General features: G+C 50.7%; 22 protein-coding genes. 12 read left to right on the top strand and 10 right to left on the bottom strand.

All coding sequences use genetic code 11. The annotated features are described in order from the left end of the window. Positions 1 to 118: 118 nt before the first annotated feature. A complete protein-coding gene (locus tag ETV65_RS00400) occupies positions 119 to 1,504 on the top strand; it encodes a CoA transferase (RefSeq protein ID WP_129951043.1) in 1,386 nt (461 codons plus the stop codon). On the opposite strand, the gene ETV65_RS00395 is transcribed toward ETV65_RS00400, so the two are convergent. Further along, positions 1,501 to 2,352 carry a helix-turn-helix domain-containing protein gene (locus tag ETV65_RS00395; protein WP_129951042.1) on the bottom strand — a complete coding sequence of 284 codons (852 nt, stop codon included), beginning with the start codon at positions 2,350 to 2,352 and terminating at the stop codon, positions 1,501 to 1,503. The genes ETV65_RS00400 and ETV65_RS00395 overlap by 4 nt on opposite strands. Positions 2,353 to 2,613: 261 nt before the next feature. Between ETV65_RS00395 and ETV65_RS00390 the strand changes: the two genes are divergently transcribed. The 5 genes from ETV65_RS00390 (at position 2,614) to ETV65_RS00370 (ending at position 9,901) form a co-directional block, all read left to right on the top strand. Further along, on the top strand, positions 2,614 to 4,452 hold the full coding sequence (locus ETV65_RS00390) for a DUF2264 domain-containing protein (RefSeq protein WP_129951041.1): 1,839 nt from the start codon (positions 2,614 to 2,616) through the stop codon (positions 4,450 to 4,452). 26 nt (positions 4,453 to 4,478) lie between these two features. Continuing rightward, positions 4,479 to 5,768 carry an oligosaccharide MFS transporter gene (locus ETV65_RS00385; RefSeq protein WP_129951040.1) on the top strand — a complete coding sequence of 430 codons (1,290 nt, stop codon included), beginning with the start codon at positions 4,479 to 4,481 and terminating at the stop codon, positions 5,766 to 5,768. Beyond that, positions 5,765 to 6,955, top strand: a complete 1,191-nt coding sequence (locus ETV65_RS00380; RefSeq protein ID WP_129951039.1) for a glycoside hydrolase family 88 protein — start codon at positions 5,765 to 5,767, stop codon at positions 6,953 to 6,955. The genes ETV65_RS00385 and ETV65_RS00380 overlap by 4 nt, the downstream gene beginning before the upstream one ends. A gap of 388 nt (positions 6,956 to 7,343) precedes the next feature. Beyond that, positions 7,344 to 7,958 (top strand): transcriptional regulator RcsA, encoded by a 615-nt coding sequence (gene rcsA / locus ETV65_RS00375; protein WP_129951038.1) that lies wholly within the window; start codon positions 7,344 to 7,346, stop codon positions 7,956 to 7,958. A 242-nt stretch (positions 7,959 to 8,200) separates the two neighbouring features. Next, positions 8,201 to 9,901: a methyl-accepting chemotaxis protein gene (locus ETV65_RS00370; protein ID WP_129951037.1), complete on the top strand. Its 1,701-nt coding sequence runs from the start codon at positions 8,201 to 8,203 to the stop codon at positions 9,899 to 9,901. A gap of 101 nt (positions 9,902 to 10,002) precedes the next feature. Here the strand turns inward: ETV65_RS00370 and dsrB are convergent, their stop codons facing one another. The 6 genes from dsrB to ETV65_RS00340 form a co-directional block, all read right to left on the bottom strand. Beyond that, positions 10,003 to 10,200, bottom strand: coding sequence for a protein DsrB (gene dsrB, locus ETV65_RS00365; protein ID WP_015697634.1), 198 nt, complete (start codon positions 10,198 to 10,200; stop codon positions 10,003 to 10,005). Positions 10,201 to 10,608: 408 nt separating this feature from the next. Next, on the bottom strand, positions 10,609 to 10,818 hold the full coding sequence (gene cspE / locus ETV65_RS00360; protein WP_013575246.1) for a transcription antiterminator/RNA stability regulator CspE: 210 nt from the start codon (positions 10,816 to 10,818) through the stop codon (positions 10,609 to 10,611). Between the two features lie 298 nt (positions 10,819 to 11,116). After that, positions 11,117 to 12,040 carry a potassium channel family protein gene (locus tag ETV65_RS00355; RefSeq protein WP_129951036.1) on the bottom strand — a complete coding sequence of 308 codons (924 nt, stop codon included), beginning with the start codon at positions 12,038 to 12,040 and terminating at the stop codon, positions 11,117 to 11,119. Between the two features lie 109 nt (positions 12,041 to 12,149). Continuing rightward, entirely contained in the window at positions 12,150 to 12,488 is a 339-nt protein-coding gene (locus ETV65_RS00350; protein WP_129951035.1) for a hypothetical protein, read from the bottom strand. A 187-nt stretch (positions 12,489 to 12,675) separates the two neighbouring features. Further along, the gene (locus ETV65_RS00345; RefSeq protein WP_129951034.1) at positions 12,676 to 13,734 is read right to left on the bottom strand and encodes an NAD(P)-dependent alcohol dehydrogenase; all 1,059 of its coding nucleotides are present in this window, start codon (positions 13,732 to 13,734) and stop codon (positions 12,676 to 12,678) included. A 206-nt stretch (positions 13,735 to 13,940) separates the two neighbouring features. Then, on the bottom strand, positions 13,941 to 14,951 hold the full coding sequence (locus tag ETV65_RS00340; protein WP_129951033.1) for an AI-2E family transporter: 1,011 nt from the start codon (positions 14,949 to 14,951) through the stop codon (positions 13,941 to 13,943). Between the two features lie 185 nt (positions 14,952 to 15,136). On the opposite strand from ETV65_RS00340, the gene ETV65_RS00335 reads away from it, so the two are divergent. From ETV65_RS00335 to ETV65_RS00320, 4 genes are all read left to right on the top strand, one after another. Beyond that, positions 15,137 to 15,796: an epoxyqueuosine reductase QueH gene (locus ETV65_RS00335; protein ID WP_129951032.1), complete on the top strand. Its 660-nt coding sequence runs from the start codon at positions 15,137 to 15,139 to the stop codon at positions 15,794 to 15,796. 336 nt (positions 15,797 to 16,132) lie between these two features. Next, a complete protein-coding gene (locus ETV65_RS00330; RefSeq protein WP_129951031.1) occupies positions 16,133 to 16,822 on the top strand; it encodes a DUF969 domain-containing protein in 690 nt (229 codons plus the stop codon). Beyond that, entirely contained in the window at positions 16,819 to 17,769 is a 951-nt protein-coding gene (locus ETV65_RS00325) for a DUF979 domain-containing protein (RefSeq protein WP_129951030.1), read from the top strand. Before ETV65_RS00330 ends, ETV65_RS00325 begins: the two co-directional genes overlap by 4 nt. Positions 17,770 to 17,781: 12 nt before the next feature. Continuing rightward, positions 17,782 to 18,804: a DUF2891 domain-containing protein gene (locus ETV65_RS00320; RefSeq protein WP_129951029.1), complete on the top strand. Its 1,023-nt coding sequence runs from the start codon at positions 17,782 to 17,784 to the stop codon at positions 18,802 to 18,804. Between the two features lie 43 nt (positions 18,805 to 18,847). Here the strand turns inward: ETV65_RS00320 and lpxA are convergent, their stop codons facing one another. After that, a complete protein-coding gene (gene lpxA / locus ETV65_RS00315; protein ID WP_238485999.1) occupies positions 18,848 to 19,636 on the bottom strand; it encodes an acyl-ACP--UDP-N-acetylglucosamine O-acyltransferase in 789 nt (262 codons plus the stop codon). 358 nt (positions 19,637 to 19,994) lie between these two features. Here lpxA and ETV65_RS00310 point away from each other — a divergent pair, with 358 nt between their 5' ends. Next, the gene (locus ETV65_RS00310; RefSeq protein WP_129951027.1) at positions 19,995 to 21,629 is read left to right on the top strand and encodes a phosphoethanolamine--lipid A transferase; all 1,635 of its coding nucleotides are present in this window, start codon (positions 19,995 to 19,997) and stop codon (positions 21,627 to 21,629) included. A 36-nt stretch (positions 21,630 to 21,665) separates the two neighbouring features. Here ETV65_RS00310 and ETV65_RS00305 read toward each other — a convergent pair whose 3' ends face one another. Beyond that, complete coding sequence (locus ETV65_RS00305) at positions 21,666 to 22,562, bottom strand: LysR family transcriptional regulator (protein WP_129951026.1); 897 nt, start codon at positions 22,560 to 22,562, stop codon at positions 21,666 to 21,668. Positions 22,563 to 22,694: 132 nt separating this feature from the next. Between ETV65_RS00305 and ETV65_RS00300 the strand changes: the two genes are divergently transcribed. Further along, on the top strand, positions 22,695 to 23,204 hold the full coding sequence (locus tag ETV65_RS00300; protein ID WP_165383702.1) for a phenolic acid decarboxylase: 510 nt from the start codon (positions 22,695 to 22,697) through the stop codon (positions 23,202 to 23,204). A gap of 79 nt (positions 23,205 to 23,283) precedes the next feature. On the opposite strand, the gene ETV65_RS00295 is transcribed toward ETV65_RS00300, so the two are convergent. Next, complete coding sequence (locus ETV65_RS00295) at positions 23,284 to 24,297, bottom strand: alpha/beta hydrolase (protein ID WP_129951024.1); 1,014 nt, start codon at positions 24,295 to 24,297, stop codon at positions 23,284 to 23,286. Positions 24,298 to 24,435: the final 138 nt, after the last annotated feature.

Genomic DNA, 24,435 nt, shown 5'->3' with positions numbered 1-24,435 from the left:
TACTGTTATTTCTCCCTCATCGAGTCATTCTCGCCAGATAGCGCGCCTTTTGCCCGTCCTGCTATGCTGAATGCTTATAGTTTGATGATTTTTTTGTTTATTGCATGGAGATTCCCGCATGTCCGATGAACAGATTCAGGAGAAAGCGCGTGAGCTATACGCACAGTTAAGCGGCAAAATTTCACTTCCCTGTACGCTCCATGTCAGTGGTACCGGCAATCTTCCGTCTTATTATCCGGTCACGCCACTGATTGCCGCCTCTGTGGCGCTGGCAGGTATTGCCGTTTCACAGCTTGTTGCTCTTAAAAACGATAAACACGATACGGTGACTGTGGATCGTCGCCTGGCCTCGCTGTGGTGCAAAACCAGTATCCGGCCTGAAGGCTGGGATATACCACCCGCCTGGGACAGCCTGGCGGGGGATTACGCCACTGCGGACGGCTGGATCCGTTTGCATACTAATGCCCCCGTCCACCGCAAGGTCGTAGAGACACTGCTCGGCAAAGCGGAAAACCATGAGGCGCTGGCGCTGCGGGTGAAGATGTGGAAAAAAGCAGAACTTGAACAAGCCGTTGTGCGGGCGGGTGGATGTGCCGCGCAGATGTTCAGCCCGGAAGAATGGCAGCAGCATGTACAGGGAAAGTCGCTGATTTCGGAACCTCTTTTTCAACATTCGGTGTCAGCTAAGGCTGCACTGCCGCAATGGGAATTGTCCCCGCTACAGCCGCTGGCAGGCGTGAAAGTGCTCGACCTGACAAGAATTCTCGCCGGTCCGGTGGCCACGCGTTTTCTCGCCGGACTGGGCGCCGAGGTATTGCGTATTGATCCTTTCGGCTGGGATGAAGCCAGTCAGGAAGCGGATATCACACTCGGCAAACATTGCGCACGGCTGAATCTGCATAACCCGCAGGACCGGCACCGTTTCGAAGAATTGCTGCGGGACGCGGATGTGATGGTTCATGGTTATCGCGCGGGCGCGCTGCACAGACTGGGATATGGCAGTGAAAAGCGTCGTGCGATTGCGCCGGGGCTGGTGGATGTGTGTCTGAATGCGTATGGCTGGAGCGGGCCATGGCGCGAACGGCGCGGATATGACAGTCTGGTACAAATGAGCTGCGGGATTGCAGCACAGGGAATGCGGCTTTCCGGTAGTCACAAACCGGTGCCGTTGCCGGTTCAGGGGCTGGATCACACGACCGGTTATCTGATGGCTGCCGCTGTGCTCCACGGGTTGGCGCAACGTATGCAAACCGGTCAGGGCAGTGAATGCAGACTTTCACTGGCACGCACTGCCTGTGAACTGATGAAAAATGGCGCATCAGCAACAGCATGTCACGAACCGCTGATTGAATCTGCAGAACAGGACGATTTTTCATCCGAGCCCGAACGCACGGTCTGGGGCAATGCCCGGCGGCTGCTTCCTCCCGTTCACCTGGAAAACACAACCTTAAGGTGGCGCCTCCCCGCTTCCCCGCTCGGTTCTGCACCCGCCAGCTGGCGTTAAGTCGTCAGGGAAAACGCCGCCTTGCGATACTGCAACGGCGTTTTGCCGATCATCTTTTTAAAACGGGTAATGAAATACGGCGCGTCAGTAAATCCGCATTGCAGCCCGATCGCTTCGACCGAACGGTCTGTGGAACGCAGCAATTCACATGCCCGTTTAACCCGCCGGGTGGCGAGATAATCCTGAATTGAGCCACCGGTTTCCTGCCCGAATACCCGCGAGATATAACTTTCTGACAATCCGAGGGCCACAGAGAGTTCCGCCAGCGAAAATTTTTGCACGTAATTTTCTTCAATCCATTGCATGACTTTAGAAGCTGTTGTCCGGCTGACAGTTTTTGGCAACACGTCTTCCGCTGGCATAAATGCCATCAGTTGCAAGATCAGCAGGGTAATTTCTTCCCACTGATCGGCCTGCGGTTCGGACAACTGATTGAACTGCTCGAGAATGACTTCTATATGGCTGGCATGTTCGCTGAGATCATAAATATGTGCTGCACGATCAGCATCCCACAAATTTGCGAACCTCGCCCGGCGTTGCGGGAATGATTGCAGGCAACCATCCAGCAACTGATGATCCAGATGGATGGTGGTGCGTAAATACAGGTTCTTTTCACCGGATTCGACAAACACTTTGTGCAGTTTAAAAGGCGGAAAAACGAACAAGCGCCCCGGACGCAGTGTGTATTGCTGATTATCCACAATGACAATCCCGTAGCCCTGACTGACAAAAAGTAATTCCAGACACTGATGCCAGTGAAAATAATTGGCACTCCCGCGGTTCATCCGGTTAAAGGAAACCTGACGTTCATTAAGGGCAATACGCTCCAGATAATCAGATACGGGCATACCTGTTTTCCTCATTTTCATTTGGCACCGTAAAACGACAAGGACAACAAAACACAATTTTCAGTCAGTTTTTTATAATTTAAGCCCTTTTAGTCGCGATTTAATAATCACAATTTCAAAAATCACCTCATTTTGTGAAGCACGTAACAATCAGTGTTTTTCATTTCTCTATATTTCACTCGCAGCACAGAGAATTGAAATAATATTTCAAATTAATAAACCCTTATTTTTTGCTTCCCTTACGTCACCGGGAGAATTTTTATGACGCTGAAAAAAGTGAACATTAATAATCCGTTACAGACCCGCGATGATGTGCAGCATTTGCTGAAAGAGTTGCTCTCGGCGGTGTCGCCTTATACGGAAGAAGGCAAAAGCGGAATCAACCTCGGAAATTCCACCACCCATTACGGAAAAAAAATTGCCGAAATGGAAGCACTGTCGCGCATGTTGTGGGGCATTTTCCCGCTCCTGGCCGGTGGGGGTGAATGTGAGGATTTATCTTTTTATCTGGATGCCATTCGTTTCGGCACTGATCCGCAGCATCCGCAATACTGGGGAGATATCCGCGATTTTGATCAGCGCTGTGTGGAAATGGCGGCGTTTGGTGTCGGGCTGACGCTGCTTGACACAAAACTGTTGCAGCATTTCAGCGTTCAGGAACAACAAAATCTGGCGGACTGGCTGAATCAGGGGCGTGATGCCACCATCCCGAATAACAACTGGAATTTCTTCCCGGTTATGGTGCAGATGGGCTTTAAAACATCCGGATTACCCTGGGATCAGGAAGCCGTGGCAGCCCGTTTTGCGCTGATGGAAGATTATTATCTGGGCGATGGCTGGTACTCCGACGGTCCCGGCAGGCCGCGTGATTACTACATTTCGATGGCGTTTCATTATTACGGCCTGCTGTACGCTCAGAATATGGCTGATGTGGATGCATCACGTGCAGCCATGCTGCGTGAACGGGCACAACGTTTCGCACAGGATTTCATTACGATGTTTTCCGCGGGTGGCGCAGCGGTGCCTTTCGGACGCAGCCTGACCTACCGTTTTGCCGAAGCAGCGTTCTGGAGTGCGGCAGCGTACAGCCAACTGGACGTGTTCACTCCGGGCATCATCAAGGGGCTGATTTTGCGCCATCTGCGTCACTGGCTGAAAGAGCCGATTTTCGACCGCGACGGCGTGCTCAGTATCGGTTATCACACACCGAACCTGGTGATGGCGGAAGACTATAACGCACCGGGCTCACCTTACTGGGCATGCAAACTGTTCCTGGTGCTGGCACTGCCGCCGGACGATGCCTTCTGGGCGGCAGAAGAAGCGCCCCTTCCGGCACTGCCCGACACTCATTGCATTCCTCATGCCAGTCAGATCCTGACCCGCGATGCCGGAGGTCAGCATGTTGTGATGCTCACGTCCGGTCAGCTTGAGCTGAATAATTTTGTGAATACCGAAGCCAAATACACCAAATTCGCCTATTCCAGTCAGTTCGGATTCACCCTGGACCGCGGCCGGTACGGTCTGAATCATGCCGGTTGCGATTCGATGCTGATGTTCTCTGAGGGCGACGGCTATTATCGCGGACGCCGCGACTGTGCCGACACCCGCATCACCGTCGGGATGATTTATTCCCGCTGGCTGCCGTGGCACGACGTAGCAGTACGCACCTGGCTGATCCCCTGCGGTGACTGGCATTTGCGGGTCCATCACATTGAGAATCAGCGTCCGCTGGAGACGGCCGAAGGCGGTTTTGCAGTGATGCAGACACCTTCAACGCAAATACTGCATCCGGCAGAAAAACAGGCGGTGACAGTCACAGCCGGTAACGGCATCAGCCGGATTGTCGCGCTGGAAGATAATACGTCGCGCGAAGCGTCCACCGTTATCACCCCGCCCAATAGCAGCATTATGTTCGCCGAAACCGCCGCCATACCCGTATTGAAAAATGCCCTGCCGGTGGGATCTCACTGGCTGATCACTGCCGTGTCGGCCTCGGCCAGCACGGATATCCGCAGCCTCCCTTTACCTGAAGTCTCCCGCGAAGGGCAGCAGCTACGTTGGCAATATCCGGGTCATAACGGACAAATCATTTTAGCTTAACCGCAATAGCCGTTTCAGGAGTCACGATGAAAGCCATAAAAACAGCCAGTAAAACGGCTTATTACAAAATGAGCAGCTTTATATTCCTGTATTTCTTCACCTGGTCTTCGAGCTTCGGGCTATATGCCTTATGGCTGGGGCAAAAAGCCGGGCTCGACAGTGTCAGTATCGGCACCGTGTTTGCCATTAACGGCGTTTTCGCGGTGGTCATGAAGCCGGTTTACGGCTATATCATGGACAAAATCGGCATGAGCAAATCTCTGCTGTATTTTGTGGTGCTGGTTTCCGCCCTGATGGCACCGTTCTTTATTTTCGTTTACCAGCCACTGCTGAACAGCCACCTGATGGTCGGGATTATCGTCGGTGCGCTGTATCTGAGCCTCGGCTGGTACGCCGGTGTGGCAGCATCCGAATCGTATGCTGACCGTTTCAGTCGCTTGTATCATATGGAATTTGGCCAGGTTCGCATGTGGGGGTCACTGGGCTGGGCGCTGGCCGCGTCGTTTTCCGGCGTGCTGTTTAACCTCTCCCCTGCCTGGAACTTTGGCCTGAGCAGCGCGACCTCGCTGGTCATGCTGATGGTGCTGCTTTCACTGAAAATTGGTGATGAAGAACTTAAAAATAACGACGTCATTTCACAGCAAAAGATCGTGTTCAGCGATGTGATTTTACTGCTCAAAAACCGCAAGTTCTGGATGTTCTCGCTGTATGTCGCTGGTGTCGCGTGGATGATGTTTGTCGCCGAACAACAATTCTCACGCTATTTCGTCACCTTCTTCGATACCAAAGAGCAAGGCAACGCCTGGTACGGCTATCTGAGCACGGTGCAGTCCGGTCTCGAATTTCTGATGATGATGGTTATCCCTTTCCTGGTGAACTACTTCGGTGCCAAGAAGAGCCTGCTGCTGGTCGGCGCACTGGTGGGATTACGCCTGATTGCCTCCGGGCTGACCCACGACCCGCTGCTGATTTCAATTATCAAACCGTTCTACGGGCTGGAAATCGCGTTGCTGCTGGTGTCAGTGTTCAAGTACATCGCCGAGCATTTCAGCAAACGCGTCAACGCCACCATGTATCTGTTGGGTTATCAGGCCATGATATACGTCGGCTCCATTGTGGTCGCCCCGCCTGCCGGTTACTTCTACGACCGTATTGGTTTTGAACACACTTATCTGATTATGGGCGGTATCGCGCTGTGCTTTACGTTGATTTCCGCCTTCACATTATCCGCCTGTCACAGCCTGCGCTCAGGCACCCCCGTGCCTGCGGTGCAGGTTGAAGTTGAAACAATTGGAATGGAAAGGGAGAAAGTATGACGATCACCATCGCGAAAGAGAAGTTGCTACCCGTGGAACTGAATCAGCTGGATAAAATCGCTTTTGCACAAAAGATGCAACGGGCGCGCCAGACGGTACTCAGCAAAATTTCCCGTAATCTGGAAAAGTTCGGCGATAAATTCCCGGCAGAAACCTGCGAAAACGGCCATTACCCGCTGACAGAGAATGTGGAATGGACCACCAGTTTCTGGACCGGCCAGCTCTGGCTGGCGTGGGAAATGACCGGCGATGACCGTTACCGTCTGGCAGCAGAAAAACAAGTGACATCGTTTGGTAACCGTATCGCCAACCGCATTGATACCGCGACGCATGACCTCGGTTTTCTCTACAGCCTCTCGTGCGTCAGCGCCTACAAACTGACCGGCAACCAGCAGGCTCGTGGTTTTGCACTGCTGGCAGCAGAAGCCCTGATGGAACGTTTTAATAGCCGGGCGAAAATCATACAGGCGTGGGGCGATTTGCATGACCCGGAACAGGCCGGCCGCATGATTATCGACTGCAATATGAATTTGCCCTTGTTGTACTGGGCGAGTGAACAAACCGGTGAACCGCGCTTCGCCGATGCTGCCCGCGCGCATGCAGAACAGGCGGCGAAATATATTGTGCGCCCGGACGCCTCCACCTATCACACGTATTACATGGATACTGTGACCGGCGAACCGCGTTTTGGTAATACGCATCAGGGATATGCCGATGACTCATGCTGGTCGCGCGGCCAGGCCTGGGGTATCTACGGCTTTTTGCTCAGTTATCGTTATACCGGCGATGAAGATCAGGTGGAGCTGTCACGGCGTCTGGCACATTATTTCCTTAACCGCTTACCGGAAGACGATGTCTGCCACTGGGATTTGGCGTTGCTCGGCACCGATGCCGTTCGCGACAGTTCGGCTGCGGCGATTGGGGTCTGCGGTCTGCTGACGCTTGCGACCACGCTGCCAGCCACCGATGACAAACGGGTGTGCTATGAAGAAATGGCGCTGCGCATTATGGATTCACTGACCGAGAATTATCTTACCCGTGAGGACGAAGATTGTGACGGTTTACTTAAGCATTCTGTCTATCATATGGCCAGCGGTAAAGGTGTTGATGAGTGTTGCAGCTGGGGTGACTACTTTTATGTCGAAGCCCTGACCCGTGTGACGCAGTGCTGGCAATCCTACTGGTGATGACCGGGACGCAGTGTTTACGCACTGCGTCTGCTTTTCTGCCCTTTTTCATTCGTGAATTGTTTTTAAGCATAAGCAGGGTCTTCATTGTATTGACAGAGGTACCGGCGTGTTACCGTAACATCCTAATCAATTAGTTTTTTTTCTATGTCATTACATCCATTAAGAATAGTCTTAATGCGGACCACTTTTTGTACAGTTACAAATTTAATTGTGACATAAAGCAAATTTATCAAATCCTTCCCTGCCCCTTAAGGGGTAAAAAAATCACTTCCAACTGTCCGATTTTCATGCAAAAAGTAGAGTCAGCACGCAGTTTGTGCCTGCTGTGCTGACACTAAAAAATCCAATCATTATGCAGAACAGGGACGTCCTATGAGGACTTACTATGCATACGATAATCTTGGATCCATGCCGGTATACGCGTCTCGGATTGCAACAATTTCTCACCAGTGAACAAGATGTCAGTTACGTCAGCCATTTTGAGCAGTTTCTTAATGGTTGCAACAAACTGAATCCTTCGATTGTTTTTATTAACGAGGATTGCATATCACCTCATTCAGGTAATAAAGAACGTCTCGGAGAACTGATCACCGGCTCCCCTGATACGCTGTTTTTTATTTTTATGTCCCGTACACGTATTCATTTCGAAGAGTATATTTTTGTTCGTAAAAACGTGATTATTACCTCCAAATCCATTAAAGCCGACACACTGAAGCAATTAATAAATCATCCGTTATTACCTCAGGCGAAGGATCCCGCCGGCAGTGGAATGCTCGATACCCGGCCTGTGATGCTCAGTCGTTCTGAATCAGCGATGCTCAGAATGTGGATGTCCGGTAACGGCACCATTGAAATATCCGACAAGTTACAAATTAAAACCAAAACGGTGTCTTCCTATAAGGGAAATATTAAAAGGAAAATAAAATCACCGAATAAACATATTATTTATCACGTCGTTCGTTTATGTGATCAGCTCACCAATGGTATTTATGTGAATTAATCACCTCTCTTCTCTTTCGGCTACAGGTTACGCAACGGCGCAGCCTGTAGAAATCTTCGTTAATCTCTGAAAATGAGATCTCCGCCACAAATATAAACTGAATCCCTCCGCCGGAATGCCGATGACTCCTTATGGCGTCTTTTTCGTCACGGCCGGACTTGCCCGCTGGCAATGCCTTTATCGCTGTCACTGACCGCCCGGAACAGGCGGTATACAGGATCAATTGAGCGGAACAAAATAAAATGGATACTCCTACATTTTCAACGACCAGAACCTCTTTTATCAGCAATATTCGCCTTATCACCCTGATTAGCCTGATTCTTACCGGGATACTTTTCCTTTTTGCTGTTGCCGTCGGCACCTCCGGTTTCTTTCTAAAGCAAAGTAATGCCGCGCTGGCAAATGCTACCCAGGAGCTGCAAATCCGTCTGGCTCTTTCCAACAGTTCAAACCATCTGCGTACCGCACGTTTGTTGCTGATTCAGGCCGCCGCAGCGGCGCGTATTGGTGACCAGGATGTGTTTAACCAAAACCTGAAAGACGCTGCCAGCCGAATTAAACAGTCACAAACTTCGTTTGAGGCTTATATCAACCGGCCGAATAAAACCGATAAAGATCGGGAAATTGATGAACCGCTGAAAAAAGCCTATGACGATTATCTGACCAAAGGCATGGCACCGATGCTAGAATCGGCCAGACAGGCACATTTCGAGGAAGTCATTTCTCAGGAAGCAGAAACGGTACGTAGTCTGGATCTCGCCAATAATATCCCTCTGCTGGCGGCAATTGCTTATCGTACCGAAACGGCTAATGCCATCAATGATAAAGCGCAGCATAATGCCGTGCTCGGTTATACCCTGATGGGTGGCGGTTTCCTGCTGGCACTGGTGCTGACCTTCATCACTTACCTGGTGATGCGTAAAGTCATTATTCATCCGCTGAACAGACTGGTGATGCGCATTCAGAAAATTGCTGAGGGAGACCTGACGCAACCCGCACAAGTGCAGGGCCGCAATGAAATCGGCGTACTGAGTAATAATGTGGATCAAATGCAACGCTCGCTGGCATCAACGGTTCTGACTGTTCGTGAAGGCGCGGTGTCTATTTATCAGGGCTCGACGGAAATTGCTTCAGGTAATACCGATTTGTCTTCGCGGACCGAACAACAGGCCGCGGCACTGGAAGAAACGGCTGCCAGTATGGAACAGCTAACGGCTACGGTGAAACAGAACTCCGAAAATGCCCATCACGCCAGTAAACTGGCTGCAGACGCTTCAAACAAAGCGCAAAAAGGCGGGAATATTGTGGCGGACGTGGTCAGTACCATGGATAAGATTTCCCGGAGTTCGACCAAAATCGCCGAAATCACTAATGTGATCAACAGTATCGCTTTTCAGACAAACATTCTGGCACTCAATGCTGCTGTGGAAGCAGCACGCGCCGGTGAGCAGGGACGTGGATTTGCGGTGGTGGCCAGCGAAGTGCGCAATCTGGCGCAACGAAGCGCACAGGCAGCGAAAGAAATTGAAGCACTGATTGAAGAATCTGTCGATTACGTTGGTGAAGGCAGCATTCTGGTGGGTGACGCGGGAGACACAATGTCAGAAATTGTTACCGCTGTCAGCCATGTGACGGACATTATGGGCGAAATCGCTTCCGCATCGGATGAACAAAGTCGCGGGATCAGTCAGGTCAGCCAGGCAGTGTCAGAAATGGATGGTGTCACGCAGCAAAACGCCTCGCTGGTGCAGGAAGCATCTGCCGCCGCCGCGTCACTTGAAGAGCAAGCCGCCCGCCTGACACAGGCTGTGGCAGTGTTCCGTCTCGATGGCAGCATCCGCAGTGCGCAACCACAACCCCCTGCATCATCCCGCTCCCTGCCCGGCCAGGCTTCCCGTTCGCCTAAAGGGGGAAACGATGAACCGAACTGGGAAACGTTCTGATAGCGGCCTCAGCGTCATTACCGGCAGGCAATAAGTAAAAAAAACCGGCGGCAAAAATCTTGCCCCGGTTTTTTTTATTCACGACAGACATCGCATAAATATTATTCAGAACCTTCGCGGGGTTCAACGAATGTGCCATCTTTAGTATCGCCTTCATTGAAGAACCAGATACCTGCCGGATAATCTTCCAGCGAAACCAGATACATGACGCCTTCATAAAACTCTTCTACGGCTAATACCTTACCTTCACGGCGCGGTCCGCCGTCAGTTTTTACTGTCACAAGATCATTAACTTTCATCAGGTTATCCCATGGTTTTCAATTATGATTATTGTAGTACAGACCATCGCACAAAGGCATGCCTGACAGGAAAGATGATGCGAAACGGTAAAATAACCCGGTGGAAATCATTTGCACTTTCTTAACGAATTCGGGCAAGAATCCTGAGTTTCATTTCTTCTATACTGGCTGCGTGCTCACCCCCGAGGGAGTGCAGAATGAATGTCATAAGAAATATTTTGCCCGCCTCTGTGCGGGCTTTTTTTTATCTTTTAGCCAGTGACCGCCGGTTAAGACAGCAGACGCTCGCGAAAATGACAAAAGACCTATCAGCAAAGAGTGAATGGGCAAACAACAGGCGTAAAAAAACCCGCGCATGCGGGTTTTTGTCATCTGTACTTTTATCGCTGAAACAGCGGTAAAGTAAGATTAGATAGCGGTAACGTTAGCCGCAGACGGACCTTTAGCACCGTTCTCGATAGTGAACTGTACGTTCTGGCCTTCAGCCAGGGTCTTGAAACCTTGATCCTGGATAGCGGAGAAGTGTACGAACACATCTTTGCTGCCGTCAGCAGGAGTGATGAAGCCAAAGCCTTTAGACTCGTTAAACCACTTAACCTGACCTTTCATCATTGACATAGGAATTACCTTTTAAAAATAAATTTCGCCACCATGGGCATGTTATAGCCGGATTTCAGTCGTTACTTATGGAGGCACTAAGAAGGAAATTCGTCAGAGCAGGGTTATCATGGATAACGCTTTAAATTGGAACAACTTTACTCAGGATGTCGTGCATAAATAGGTCTGTACCACAGGCCGGTATGTATTTACTCATGACTGCCCCTTAATAGCAACTCTTTTTAATGCAATGGGGCGGTAAAGCGTGAAATTAGTCATTTTTTGTACCAGACAGTACAATTGGCGTACAATTATCAGGCTACTTTTCAACGGGTTGTGAATTATCTGCTGCCAAAACCGCTCCACAGTGCGCGCAAAATTTTGCATCAATTTCGTGGCCGGAATGCAGACAAGTCTGACAGGAACGGGCAGCACGCCCTTTTTCCAATTCTTGTGACATATAAGCCGTTAAAATCCCGGTCGGCACGGCGATGATAGAGTACCCCAGCAGGATCAGCACCGACGCAAGCATTCTTCCCAGCGCGGTATGCGGCGTAATGTCACCGTATCCGACTGTCGTCAGTGTCACCACGGCCCAGTAAACAGATGCGCCCAGCGAGGTGAATCCGTCACCGCCGCCTTCGACTGCAAACATCAGCCCGCCGAAAAGACAAAGAATGATGGCGACAAACCCAAAGAAGATGCTGAGCTTACGTTTCGCGCGCATCACGCTGCGCCATAAAACCCCGGCGTCGCTCATATAGCGCAGCAGCTTCAGCACCCGCAGCACACGTAAAATTCTCAGCAGGCGGATCAGGATCTCCAGATTCCCCGCCCCCGCAAAAGAAGGCAGCATCCACAGGATGTACATGGGCAGAATGGTGCAGAGATCAATAATGCCAAAAAAACTCACCGGATAGCGGGTTTTGCGCGGCGAACAGATCACCCGTAAAACGTATTCCAGCGTAAAAAGCGCGGTAAACCCCATTTCGACCAGGCCGAACAACGGGATGATCTCAGGTGTCGCCGGAAATAAGTCACGTGCACTGGATTCGATAAACAACACCAGCACGCTGAGCAGTGACAACAGGATCCAAAATATTTCCATCCGTCGTCCAGTGCGGGTGCGGTGTTCAAATAAAAGGGCATAACAACGGCGTCGGGCTGACGCGAAAAAACGATAATCCTGAGACATAACCGGCACCGGCAAAAAGGAATTATGGCAAGAATAGACGCTTTTCATTGCCGCGCCTACGGACAAACAGCCCATAAAAAAGCCGGTCACACAAAGTATTGGTGCAATACACTGTGTGACCGGCTTTTAATGGCGGGTCTGCTGGCGGAACGACGCATTAATCCATTAATTCAGATACCGCGTGGCGAACATACGCCGTAATTTGCGCGACGTCTTCTGCGTCCGCACTGCCGCCGCCAATCGACCGCACGGTATTCTCGAGATGGCCGATATCCTGCTCAACTTTCTTCGCAATCTGCACTTTTACGATGGTGTCGACTGAAGAGATGAAAGCCCGCATGACAGCCTTCAGCGCGAAAATCTCACCGAAAGAATCGTACGCAGGTTTGTCAGAGGCCGCTGGTTGAGCAGCCCGTGGGGGCAAGTTTTTCAGCCTGTCCACATGTTCAATCATCAGATCCATATCTCTGATGAGTTCGTCAAAACTCTTAGCCACTGGTTTTCCTTCGCCCGGCGAAAGGCAGCAGGATACCACCGCGCTTTCAAGCCGAGAAGTCACAGAAACGTGTAAAGAGTAAATTTCGCCACAATGCGCCCGCCCTGCCGTGTTCTTTCACTCAAAGAGTGATAAACCGGGCAGGCGCATCAGGTCGCTATTTAATCCATGTGATTCAATACGGCCTTCAGGCGTTTTTCAGTGACGCCATATCAACAACAAAGCGGTATTTCACGTCGCTTTTCAGCATACGTTCATACGCGCCGTTGATATCCTGCATGTCGATCATTTCCACATCACAGGAAATATCATGGGCGGCACAGAAATCCAGCATTTCCTGGGTTTCAGCGATACCACCGATCAGGGAACCGGCAACCGTTTTACGCCCCATAATCAGTTTGCCGCTGTGCAGCGCAGGTTCGATTGGTTCGATCAGACCGACCAAGATATGGGTGCCGTCACGTTTAAGCGTATCCAGGTACGGGTTCAGATCATGTGGGTTAGGTACGGTGTCCAGAATGAAATCGAAGTGGCTTTTAACTGCCGCCATTTGCGCTTCATCGGTTGACAACACGACGTGGTCAGCGCCCAGACGGTAAGCTTCCTGCTCTTTACCTTTGGAACGGGTGAACAGCGTAACGTCTGCGCCCAGTGCTTTGGCAAACTTCAGACCCATATGGCCCAGACCGCCCAGCCCCACCACAGCCACTTTGTGACCTTTACCGACTTTCCAGTGTTTCAGCGGAGAGTAAGTGGTAATACCCGCACACAGCAGCGGTGCCGCAGATTTGATGTCCAGCTTTTCAGAAACGCGCAGAACAAATTTTTCTGAAACCACAATTTGTTCAGAATAACCACCATAGGTCATCATGTTGTCATGACGATCATGGCTGTTATAAGTCATGGTAGCGCCTTCTTCACAGTACTGTTCCAGGCTTTCTGCACAGGATTCACAATGCTGACAAGAATCGACCATACAACCGACACCGACGGTATCGCCCACTTTGAAACCCGCGACTTTCGCACCAATCTGTTTCACGCGTCCGATAATTTCATGCCCCGGAACCATCGGATAAATGCTTTGATGCCATTCATTACGCGCCTGGTGGATGTCGGAGTGACAAACACCGCAGTACAGAATGTCGATCACAACGTCGGTATCACGCGGGTCACGGCGAACAAAATTATGAGGCGCAAGAGGCGCATCCGCTGAAAGTGCAGCGAAACCACGAACGTTAAGCGTCATTTTTATCTCCTGATTGGATTACGGAATACTGCATACCCGCAGAAAAGGCAGGCACCGTAAAATTATGACGGCTTAAGGTGACTCACTGATATAACGATCCTCGCCATTACTTGCCTGAATCTGTTTTTTTCAGGATTTTTAGCATGGATTGTACAGAGACTAAACAATGGCGCTCTGCCCGCAAAGCGCCATGCTTTCAGAAAGGATTAAATCAGACCCGCTTCTTTCAGTTCGCTTTTCAGGTAAGCGTAATAGATAGGCGCCGCGACGACGCCGGGTATACCGAACGCCGCCTCGAAGATAAGCATCGCCAGTAAAACTTCCCAGGATTTCGCCTTGATACGGCTGCCCACAATACGGGCATTAAGAAAGTATTCCACTTTATGAATGATAATCAGATATGCCAGCACCAGCGCACCGACCCACAATGACAGCGACAGGCCGACAATGAAAATCAGTGTATTCGAAATCAGATTACCGATAACCGGCAGCAGTCCGCAGACGAATGTCACGACAACCAGTGTTTTCGCCAGCGGCAGATGAATGCCGAACAACGGTAAAATACCGAACAGGAAAATGCCGGACAGTACGGTATTGATCAGGGAAATCTGGAACTGCGCAAAGACTACGTTACGGAAGGCTTCGCCCAATAAATGCATCCGTTGCAATAACTCTTTTTTCAGTGGCGCGTGCAGTTCCCCCTTACGCGGCTGCTGAAGCGAGATAATCGCCCCGAGGATCATACCGATAATCATGGTCAGGAAAACATGGGCGGCGTTCTTGCCAACGGCCTGAATCATCACAATATGCTCACGCAACCACAGCAGGAAACTACGCTGCAACTCTTCAATATTCGCCGGTAAATAATGCAGTAACACGGGCGATAAGCGGCTTTGCGCGTCTGTCAGCAGACGCGATACCATGGCGTTAAATGCCACGGGATTACGCATATCTTCCATCAGAAAATCGGCAATGCCCGCAATCGCCAGCGTCAGACAACTGATAACCAGGGTCGCAATAATGGCCACCACTAGCCAACGTGCACGTTCGCCACTGATAATTTTTTGAAAGTACGGAGTAAGCGCATTGATGAGTTCAAACACTAAAAAACCGGCAATAAAACATGCCAGTAAATGAAGAGGAAGAATCAGTAACAACCCGCCCGTCACAATCACCACACTGAGCCAGCGAATTTGATTCGATCTCATAATTTGCATTGCCTGTATCCTTAGATCTCTGTGTACCGGGCTTCCCCCGGATCGGGTCATATCATAGCACTGAAGTCCGGCGCACAATCCTCTGACAACTTAACCCGTTAAGAAAATTTTGACAGACAGAGAGGTTCTTCTATCATCTCCCCCTGAAAAGATCGTAAAGAAAATCCGAGAGTCTGGAGAATAATATGTCTGAAGTAATTCGCGAGAAACTGGCCCTGCCTGCCGGACACGATAAATTATTACTGCATTCCTGCTGTGCGCCCTGCTCAGGCGAAGTGATGGAAGCCATTCAGGCATCGGGGATCGACTATACGATTTTCTTCTACAATCCTAATATTCACCCGCAGAAAGAATATCTGCTACGTAAAGAAGAAAATATGCGTTTTGCCGAACTGCATGGCATTCCTTTTATCGATGCCGATTATGACACCGATAACTGGTTTGCGCGGGCAAAGGGAATGGAAAATGAACCTGAGCGTGGTGTGCGCTGCACCATGTGTTTTGATATGCGTTTTGAACGCACGGCATTATATGCCTTTGAACATGGTTTCAGCGCCATCACCAGTTGTCTGGGTATCTCCCGCTGGAAAGACATGAAGCAAATCACCGGCAGCGGCGAACGTGCCGCGGCACCTTACCCGGGCATGATTTACTGGGATTATAACTGGCGTAAAAAAGGCGGATCGGCGCGCATGATTGAAATCAGCAAGCGCGAACGCTTTTACCAACAGGAATACTGCGGCTGTGTTTATTCCTTGCGCGACAGTAACTTACACCGCAAAGCACAAGGCCGTGGGCTGATCAAACTCGGCGTCAAATATTACGGCGACGAAGACAACGAATAAAACTGCCTGAACCCTCTCTTTTTGTTATATCCGGTCAACAGGCCGGGTTAATTATTCTGTTATTTCGCCCGCCTCTTGTCAGATTCGCCAGTCATAATTGACACGTTAGTTATTTATTTTGCCAGCCCCTTAAGCCTGAGTTTTCTAGAATAATTTCCTATGACCTGCCCCGCCTTTGTGCCTTGTATTCACCGCTGTTGCTTGTTACTTTCCGTCTCATATTTTTATATATATGTATTTAACATAAGCAATAACACCCGGTTATTACAGGTGTATCAACATTATTCAGGTTCATTAAAAATATAAAGCAAACACGTCATTATTGAGGGACAAAATATGTGGGTATTAATAGGTATTCCGATCGTTGTGCTGGGTTTTGCACTGCGGTTTAACTCTTTACTGGTGGTGACGGTCGCCGGTATTTCTACCGGCCTGGCGGGCGGAATGCATACCGTTGATATCATCAGCGCATTTGGCAAAGCGTTCACCGATAATCGCTATATGGGGTTGATATGGCTGACACTGCCGGTGATTGCCATCCTCGAGCGCAGCGGCCTGAAAGAACAGGCGCGTCATTTAATTTCCAAAGTACATGCTGCCACCACCGGTCGCGTGCTGATGCTGTACTTTTTCCTGCGCCAGATGACCGCCGCACTGGGGCTTAACTCGCTCGGTGGTCATGCGCAGATGGTACGCCCGCTGATCGCGCCGATGGCTGAAGCCGCAGCCACCACCAGATACGGCGATTTGCCCAATGATATCCGTCAGAAGATCCGGGCTCATGCCGCCGCAACCGATAATGTGGCCGTTTTCTTCGGCGAGGACATTTTCATTGCGGTGCAATCTATCCTCCTGATTAAAGGCTTTCTGGAACAGTACGGCATTAACGTTGAACCGTTGCACCTGTCTGTCTGGGCGATCCCGACGGCTATTGCTGCGCTGATTATCCATTTTATTCGTCTGTGGTTACTTGACCGTTCGCTGGCTAAGCGCTTTGACGTGCAACACGGGAGCGCGGCGAAATGATCACCTTGCAGACTGTTTATATTCTTGCGGGACTGATGTTCTGTGCTTATGCATTTTTCAACGTACGCGACAAAAGCCACTCACGCCGTTATGTCAATGCGCTGTTCTGGGGGATTTACGGCATAACTTTCCTGTTTGGTGCGCAATTGCCACACTTCATTACCGGTTGTATGGCGATTCTGCTGGCGATCATCGCCGGGAGCGGAAAACTGGGGAAAGGCAAATCTGAAAGCGGACAGCCTGATCAGGTTGAAAAGCGTGAAGCTGGCTCAAAACGTTTTGGCAATAAACTGTTTATTCCTGCCCTGTTGATCCCCCTGGTGACCCTGGCTGGCACCCTGACGCTGAAATACACGCCGCTGGTGGAAGCCAAAAACGTCACGCTGATTTCGCTGGTAATCGGCACGCTGGTGGCCTTCATCGTGGCGCTGATTATGCTGCGTGATTCGCCGGTCAAAGCAGTGAAAGCGGGGGGACAGACAATGGATACCGTTGGCTGGGCAGCTATTTTGCCACAAATGCTGGCCGCTCTTGGCGCGCTGTTTGCACTGGCGGGAGTCGGCGGCGTGGTGTCGGACCTGGTCAAAAATATCATTCCGCTCGGTTCACCGCTGGCGATTGTGATTGCCTATACCTTCGGCATGGCGCTTTTCACGATGATCATGGGAAACGGTTTTGCCGCCTTCCCGGTCATGACGGCGGGGATCGGGCTGCCACTTATCGTCAACCAGCTGGGCGGAAATCCGGCGATTATGGGCGCGATCGGCATGTTATCCGGTTTCTGCGGCACCCTGATGACCCCGATGGCAGCCAATTTTAATATCGTCCCCGCGGCGCTGCTGGAATTGCAGGATAAGAATGGCGTGATTAAAGCGCAGTGGAAAACCGGTGTATTACTGTTGCTGGTCAATACCGCGTTTATGTATTTCTTTGTGTTCCGTTTCTGATAAGGAAAGACGATGACGACGCAACAACATAGTGTACTGACGGCAGAGATGGCATCCCGTTTTGCTTCACTGGCACTGAATCACTTAACACGCGAATACCCGAATAAACTCATGCATGCCATGAGCAGCGCAGCGGATGCGCAAACGCCACGCCAGTTGCATCCGATCTTTTACGGCAGCTATGACTGGCATTCCTGTGTGCACGGATACTGGTTATTGCTGCGACTGCTGGATCGTTTTCCACAACTGCCGGAAGCAGAAAAAATCATTGAGGTGGCCGGCCGGCATTTCACGGCAGAAAATGTCGCCGGTGAAATGGCCTATCTGCAACAGACGCAACATGCCGGATTTGAACGGCCGTATGGCTGGGCGTGGTGTCTGGCGCTGAGCCAGCAATTGCATGAAATGACCCTGCCACAGGCTGCGGAATGGGCGAAAACGCTCGCGCCCATGAGCCGGTTCTTCGAAAAGAGTTTTAGCACGTTTCTGCCAAAGGCAACCTATCCCCTGCGGGTCGGCAGCCATTTCAACACAGCTTTTGCTCTGGCGTTAACACTGGATTATGCCCGCTGTGTTAAGCATCACAAACTGGCAGAATTGATCGAAGAAACGGCATTGCGCTGGCATCTTGAAGATGTGCATTGTCAGGCATGGGAACCGGGCGGTGATGAATTCCTTTCACCTTCCCTGATGGAAGCTGAACTGATGCGCCGCGTTTTACCGCCCGAAGCATTTGTGACCTGGTTTGGCCGTTTTTTACCGGATCTGGCGCACAGCCAGCCTGCGACACTGTTTATACCCGCCACGGTCACTGACCGCAGCGACGGTAAAATTGGCCATCTGGACGGGCTGAATCTCAGCCGTGCCTGGTGTCAGCGTTCGCTGGCCTCTGCGCTGCCAGCGGGTGATCCGCGTGCGGTCTTGCTACGTCAGACGGCAGAAGCCCATCTGCACAGCGCGCTGAACCATCTCGACAGCACCTATATGGGCGAGCACTGGCTGGCAACCTTTGCCCTGTTAGCACTCGAAGCCTGACAGCCCGTCACCTCTGTTCAGCCGCAGGATTACCGTAAACCCGTTAACGAATGATCCCGCGCGCTGAATGAAGGAAAAAAGCATTGAAGTGGCACAGTAACGGATATTCCGTGCTGAGCCGCTCAATTTCTGACTTTACCCGTTCAATCGTTTCCTGCCGGTGATAAAGCAAATCGTACAGATAGCGGATGATATTTTGCTGCGTACTGCCAGCCCGGCAAAATTCTGCTGTCTGCTCGTTTATCCCTTTAGGTACCGCGCGGTTTCCGCCTGCCATCACAAACGGCGGCACATCCTGCACCACACACGTATTGGCAAGCAAACGGGCTCCCGCACCAATAATACAAAACTGATGCACTGCGCTCAGGGCATCAATCCGCGCATCATTACCTAATAAAACATGCCCTGCCAGAGCACTATGTTCGCCAATGAACGTGGCATTTCCCACCTGGCAGTCATGGCCGAGATGGACACCCCGCTCAAAAATATTCAGATGCCCTATCCGGGTCATACCGCCGCCCTGTACAGTGCCTCGATGTAATGTGGCATGGCAGCCAATCTGGTTTCCATTGCCGATTTCCAGCCCGGTAGGTTCTCCGGCGTATTTCAAATCCTGACTGATTTCGCCAATGGACGAGCCTCTGCCAATCTGATTATCCCTACCGATTTTGGTATTGCCGTTGATGATGACATGCGAAGAAATGCATGTTCCTTCGCCAATTTGCACACCCGCTGAAATAACACAAAAAGGCCCGATAACCACTCGCGGCCCAATAATCACACCGGGTTCAATAATGCTGCTGGCCGCAATGATGGCCGAAGATGAGATCAACACGAATATCCTTCTGACAGCCCGCAGACAGTCAGTGATGAATTAAACCGGTCAGGCATAATCAGGGAAAGACAAAATGAGCGGAGGGAAACGCGCTCAGAGAGGTTTAAACAAGGGGTGTTTCATTGAACATCCACATCGCTACGCCGGTGAGCATAAGGCTTCATGCAAGAAAAGGCGGTCTCTTATATTTTATATATTTTCTGAACTTTTTCAGAAACGCTGCAGGATGAAGGATTTATGACGGGTAGATTAAGGCTTTCTTAAGCTTGGATGAATATTCTTATGAATATTCATTTCCGTACGTTATCTTTCCCTCACATTAACCCTGCTACCGTCATTTTGTTGGGAGTTTTCATTGCGCTATATATTTCCGAAGATCAGCTACTTTACGCTGACTTTATTGCTGACCCTGTATTTTACCTTTGTGGTTAACTTACCTATTTTGTTGCATTTTTACCGCATCTTAAATGCACTGCCCGCATACAATCTGGCTTTCGCCCTGAGCATTCCGGTCGCGCTGTTTGCCGCACTGAACTTTGTGTTCACCCCTTTCAGTTTTCGCCCGTTGCTTAAGCCATTCTTCATTATCGTGCTCCCGGTCAGTGCCCTCGCCAGTTTCGCGATGATGACCTTCCAGGTCGTTTTCGATCGCGGCATGATCGAGAATATCCTCGAGACGCAATCTGCTGAAGCATCTTCATACCTGAATCTGAAAGTGGTGCTGTGGTTTGTCTTCACCGGCGTTTTGCCCGCGATTTTGCTTTTCCTGACACCGGTCAGCTATGAAAAAACACCGCTGCGCCGTCTGGGAGTACGCCTGGTGTCAATGGTGATTTCATTGCTGGTCGTTGCTTCCATTGCCGGCGTTTTTTACAAAGATTATGCTTCCGTTGGCCGTAACAACCGCACTCTGAATCTGGAAATCGTACCGACCAACTATCTTTACAGTGCGTTCCAGTACATGAATCACCGTTACTTCACACCGAAAATGCCGTTCCGGACTCTTGGTAATGATGCAAAACTGGTACAACAACCGGGGCAAAAACCCAATCTGGTGTTTCTGGTGATCGGGGAAACAGCACGGGCGCAAAATCAGTCGTATGAGGGATACGCCAAACCAACCAATCAGTACACGCAAGCCATTCCGGACGTGGTGTACTTTACGAAGATGACGTCATGCGGTACGGCAACGGCAATTTCTGTGCCGTGCATGTTCTCAAACATGAAACGCACCAGTTACGACGCCAACCGCGCCCGTAACAGTGAAGGTTTGCTGGATATTCTGCATAAGGCCGGCGTTTCAGTATTCTGGAAAGACAATGACGAAGGCTGTAAAGGGGTCTGCGACCGTGTGCCGAATGTCACCATTAATACCCAAAAAGACGGTAAATATTGTGATGGTGATACCTGCTACGACATGGCACTGATGCAGAATATTGATGATGACATCAAGGCTGATGGCAAAAATACGCTGATTAGCTTACATCTGATCGGCAGCCACGGCCCGACATATTACAAACGCTATCCTCAGGAATTCCGCAAGTTCATGCCTGACTGCCCGCGCAGCGACATTGAAAACTGTTCACAAGAACAACTGGTGAATACCTACGATAATACGCTGCTTTACACGGATTACATGGTGTCGCAGGTGATTGAAAAAGCGAAGCAGTATCAGGATAAGTACAATGTGGCCGTCATTTATCTTTCCGACCATGGTGAATCCTTGGGTGAAAATGGCCTGTATCTGCACGGTACGCCTTACAGCGTGGCACCGGCGCAACAGACCCATGTGCCGATGCTATTCTGGCTGTCTGATGGCTATGTCAAAGCGCAGGGAATAGATATGCAATGCCTGAAATCCAATGCTGCGAACAAAGACGTTTCGCAGGATAACCTGTTCCACACCGTGCTGAGCGCGATGAACGTACAGACTTCAGAACGTGACCCACAACTGGATATTCTGGCGGCCTGCCGCCCATCTCAGAAGTAGTCACGCCCGCAGCTGAAAGGGTTTGCTGCCAGAATGTTATGGCAGCAAACCGCACTCTGTCAGAATGCTTGTTGCCAGTGCGCTGACCGTTTTATCGAACTGCTCAGATTGATTATCCATCACCATATACAGTGCCGTTTGCCGCACCGTTCTGGTTGTTAATTCAAGACGGCGAAGCAAACCGCTCTCCAGCGTTTTCTCCACACTTTCCAGCGGCAGCCAGCCGTATCCTACGCCCACCATAATCGCTTCCATCGCGGCCCCGACAGTAGTGAAGGTCCAGCTGGCACGGGTGCCGGATGGTGCATTTTCATTACGCGGCGAGTGCCGGTCGGCCACGCTGATCAGCGGGAAGCGTGCCAGGTCCTCTGCGGTCAGCGGAACGGCGAGGCTCATCAGCGGATGATCGTTTTTCGCCACCGGGACAAAATCCACGTCCAGCAGAAAGCGTCCCTGTATGGCATTTTCCGGTGCCAGCGTGGTGATGTATAAATCAGCAGACCGTTCGTTTAATTGCTCCAGGCTTTCTCCGCGCAAAATTTCCGTCAGGTGCACCCGGGTATCGGGAAATTGTTGTTGAAAACTTTTAAGCGCGCGAAACAACCGGTATTTCGGAAAGACGCTGTCGACCACCAGGCTCAGTTCGGTGCGTGTTCCGCCTTTCAGCCCGGCAGCGCGGTGCTCAAGCTGCAAAAAGGCTGAAATAAGCGGCATTGCCTGCGTCAGCAACGCCCGTCCCTGCCCGGTCAGGGTCGCTTTACGACCCTGAATTTCCAGCAACGGCAGGCCAAGCCGCTCCTGCAATCCGCTCAGCGCATAACTGACGGAAGACTGGCTGCGGTTCAGCACCCGCGCTGCCTGCGCGTAACTCCCCTGTTCAATGACCGTCTGCAACACCACCCACTGCTCAAGAGTGGTTCGTGGAAGTGCCATGCTTTTTCCTTCGGAGAAATTTATCGGAATTTTAGATGCTTTTTATCAGAAAAGAGCGTTTTTTTATCAATTTTTTAGCGTGTACTCTCTATCGAAACAGCACTGACATACGGCGCACTAATAAGGAGAATTATTATGAGCAGCTTTGATAAACACGACCTGAGCAATTTCATCGGCAAACACGTGGTTTACACCTATGACAATGGCTGGAATTATGAAATCTATGTGAAAAATGCCGGAACGCTGGATTACCGCATTCATAGCGGGCTGGTTGGCAACCGCTGGGTGAAAGATCAGCAAGCTTATATCGTGCGTGTGGCTTCTGATGTGTACAAAATTTCCTGGACAGAGCCGACCGGTACCGATGTCAGCCTGATAGTCAACCTGGGTGACAACGTGTTCCACGGCACGATTTTCTTTCCACGCTGGATCATGAACAATCCGGAAAAAACCGTTTGCTTCCAGAACGAACATATTCCGCTGATGAATTCATATCGCGATGCCGGCCCGGCTTATCCGACGGAAGTCATTGATGAATTCGCGACCATAACTTTCGTCCGCGACTGCGGCGCCGACAATAACGCGGTGATCGACTGCCCGGCCAGCGAGTTACCGGCTAACTTCCCGGACAATCTGCGTTAATCACTAAACCACAGACATAAAAAACCACAGTCCGTAATGGCTGTGGTTTTTTATGAACAGGGGTCAGAGATACAGGCCGTCAGCGTGCCAGCGTTTTCAGCAGCGTCGCATTGAATTTTTCCGGTTCTTCCATCTGCGGTGCGTGTCCAAGGCCTTTAAACTCGATCAGTTTCGCGTGCGGAATAAGCTTCGCAACCTGTTTGCCCAGCACGTTGTAATGGCCGATTTTGGCTTTCACCGCAGGCGGGGCAATATCGCTGCCAATGGCTGTGGTGTCAGCCGTGCCAATTATCAGGGTGGTGGGTACGCGGAGATTTTTGAATTCGTAAAAGACCGGCTGAGTGAAAATCATGTCGTAAATCAGCGCTGAGTTCCATGCTACCAGCTTGTGCCCCGGACCGTTATTCAGGCCTGCCAGCATATCGACCCAGCGGTCATATTCCGGTTTCCATTTATTCACGTAATACGTTTTTAATTCGTACTGTTTAATGCTGTCCGCTGAGGTTTTCAGTTCGCGATCATACCACTGATCGACCGTACGATAGGGAACGCCTTTGGCTTTCCAGTCTTCCAGACCAATCGGGTTCACCAGCACCAGTTTCGTCACTTCCGGCGCATACATCAGGCTGTAACGTGTCGCCAGCATGCCGCCAGTCGAATGCCCGACAATAACGGCTTTGCTGATTTTAAGGTTTTTCAACAACTCATGCGTGTTGGTCGCCAACTGCTGGAAACTGTACTGGTAATGGGAAGGCTTGGTCGATGAACAGAACCCGACCTGATCAGGCGCGATAACCCGATAGCCATGACTTACCAGAGCCGAAATAGTGTCACCCCAGGTTGCGGCACAGAAATTCTTGCCATGCATCAGCACCACAGTCTGGCCGTTTTTATGCCCGGCAGGGGCAACGTCTAGATAGCCCATTTGCAGCGGTGCACCCTGGGAACTAAAGGAAAATTGCTTCAGCGGGAACGGATAATCAAATCCCTGCAATTGCGGGCCGTAAGCGGGAGCGTCTGCCGCCATTATTGAGCCGGAGAAAGAAAAGGATAAAACAGCCGCATAAAAGAGCACTTTAAAACGGGGAAGCATCGGGTTGTCCTGGTGGCGTTCACTGAACAGACGGCGTAAAACACTATGCTACAAAATTTACGCCTTCAGAAAAACCACTTAAGACCGGCTGATTCAGTCTTTCGTTTGCAAAATGTAACGGTATGTCCGGTAAATACT

It is taken from the genome of Rahnella sp. RFA10(1/100), assembly GCF_004195115.1.
Classification (GTDB): domain Bacteria; phylum Pseudomonadota; class Gammaproteobacteria; order Enterobacterales; family Enterobacteriaceae; genus Rahnella; species Rahnella perminowiae.
The sequence above is the reverse complement of the archived record's forward strand: the minus strand, read 5'-3'. Positions and strand labels throughout refer to the sequence as shown.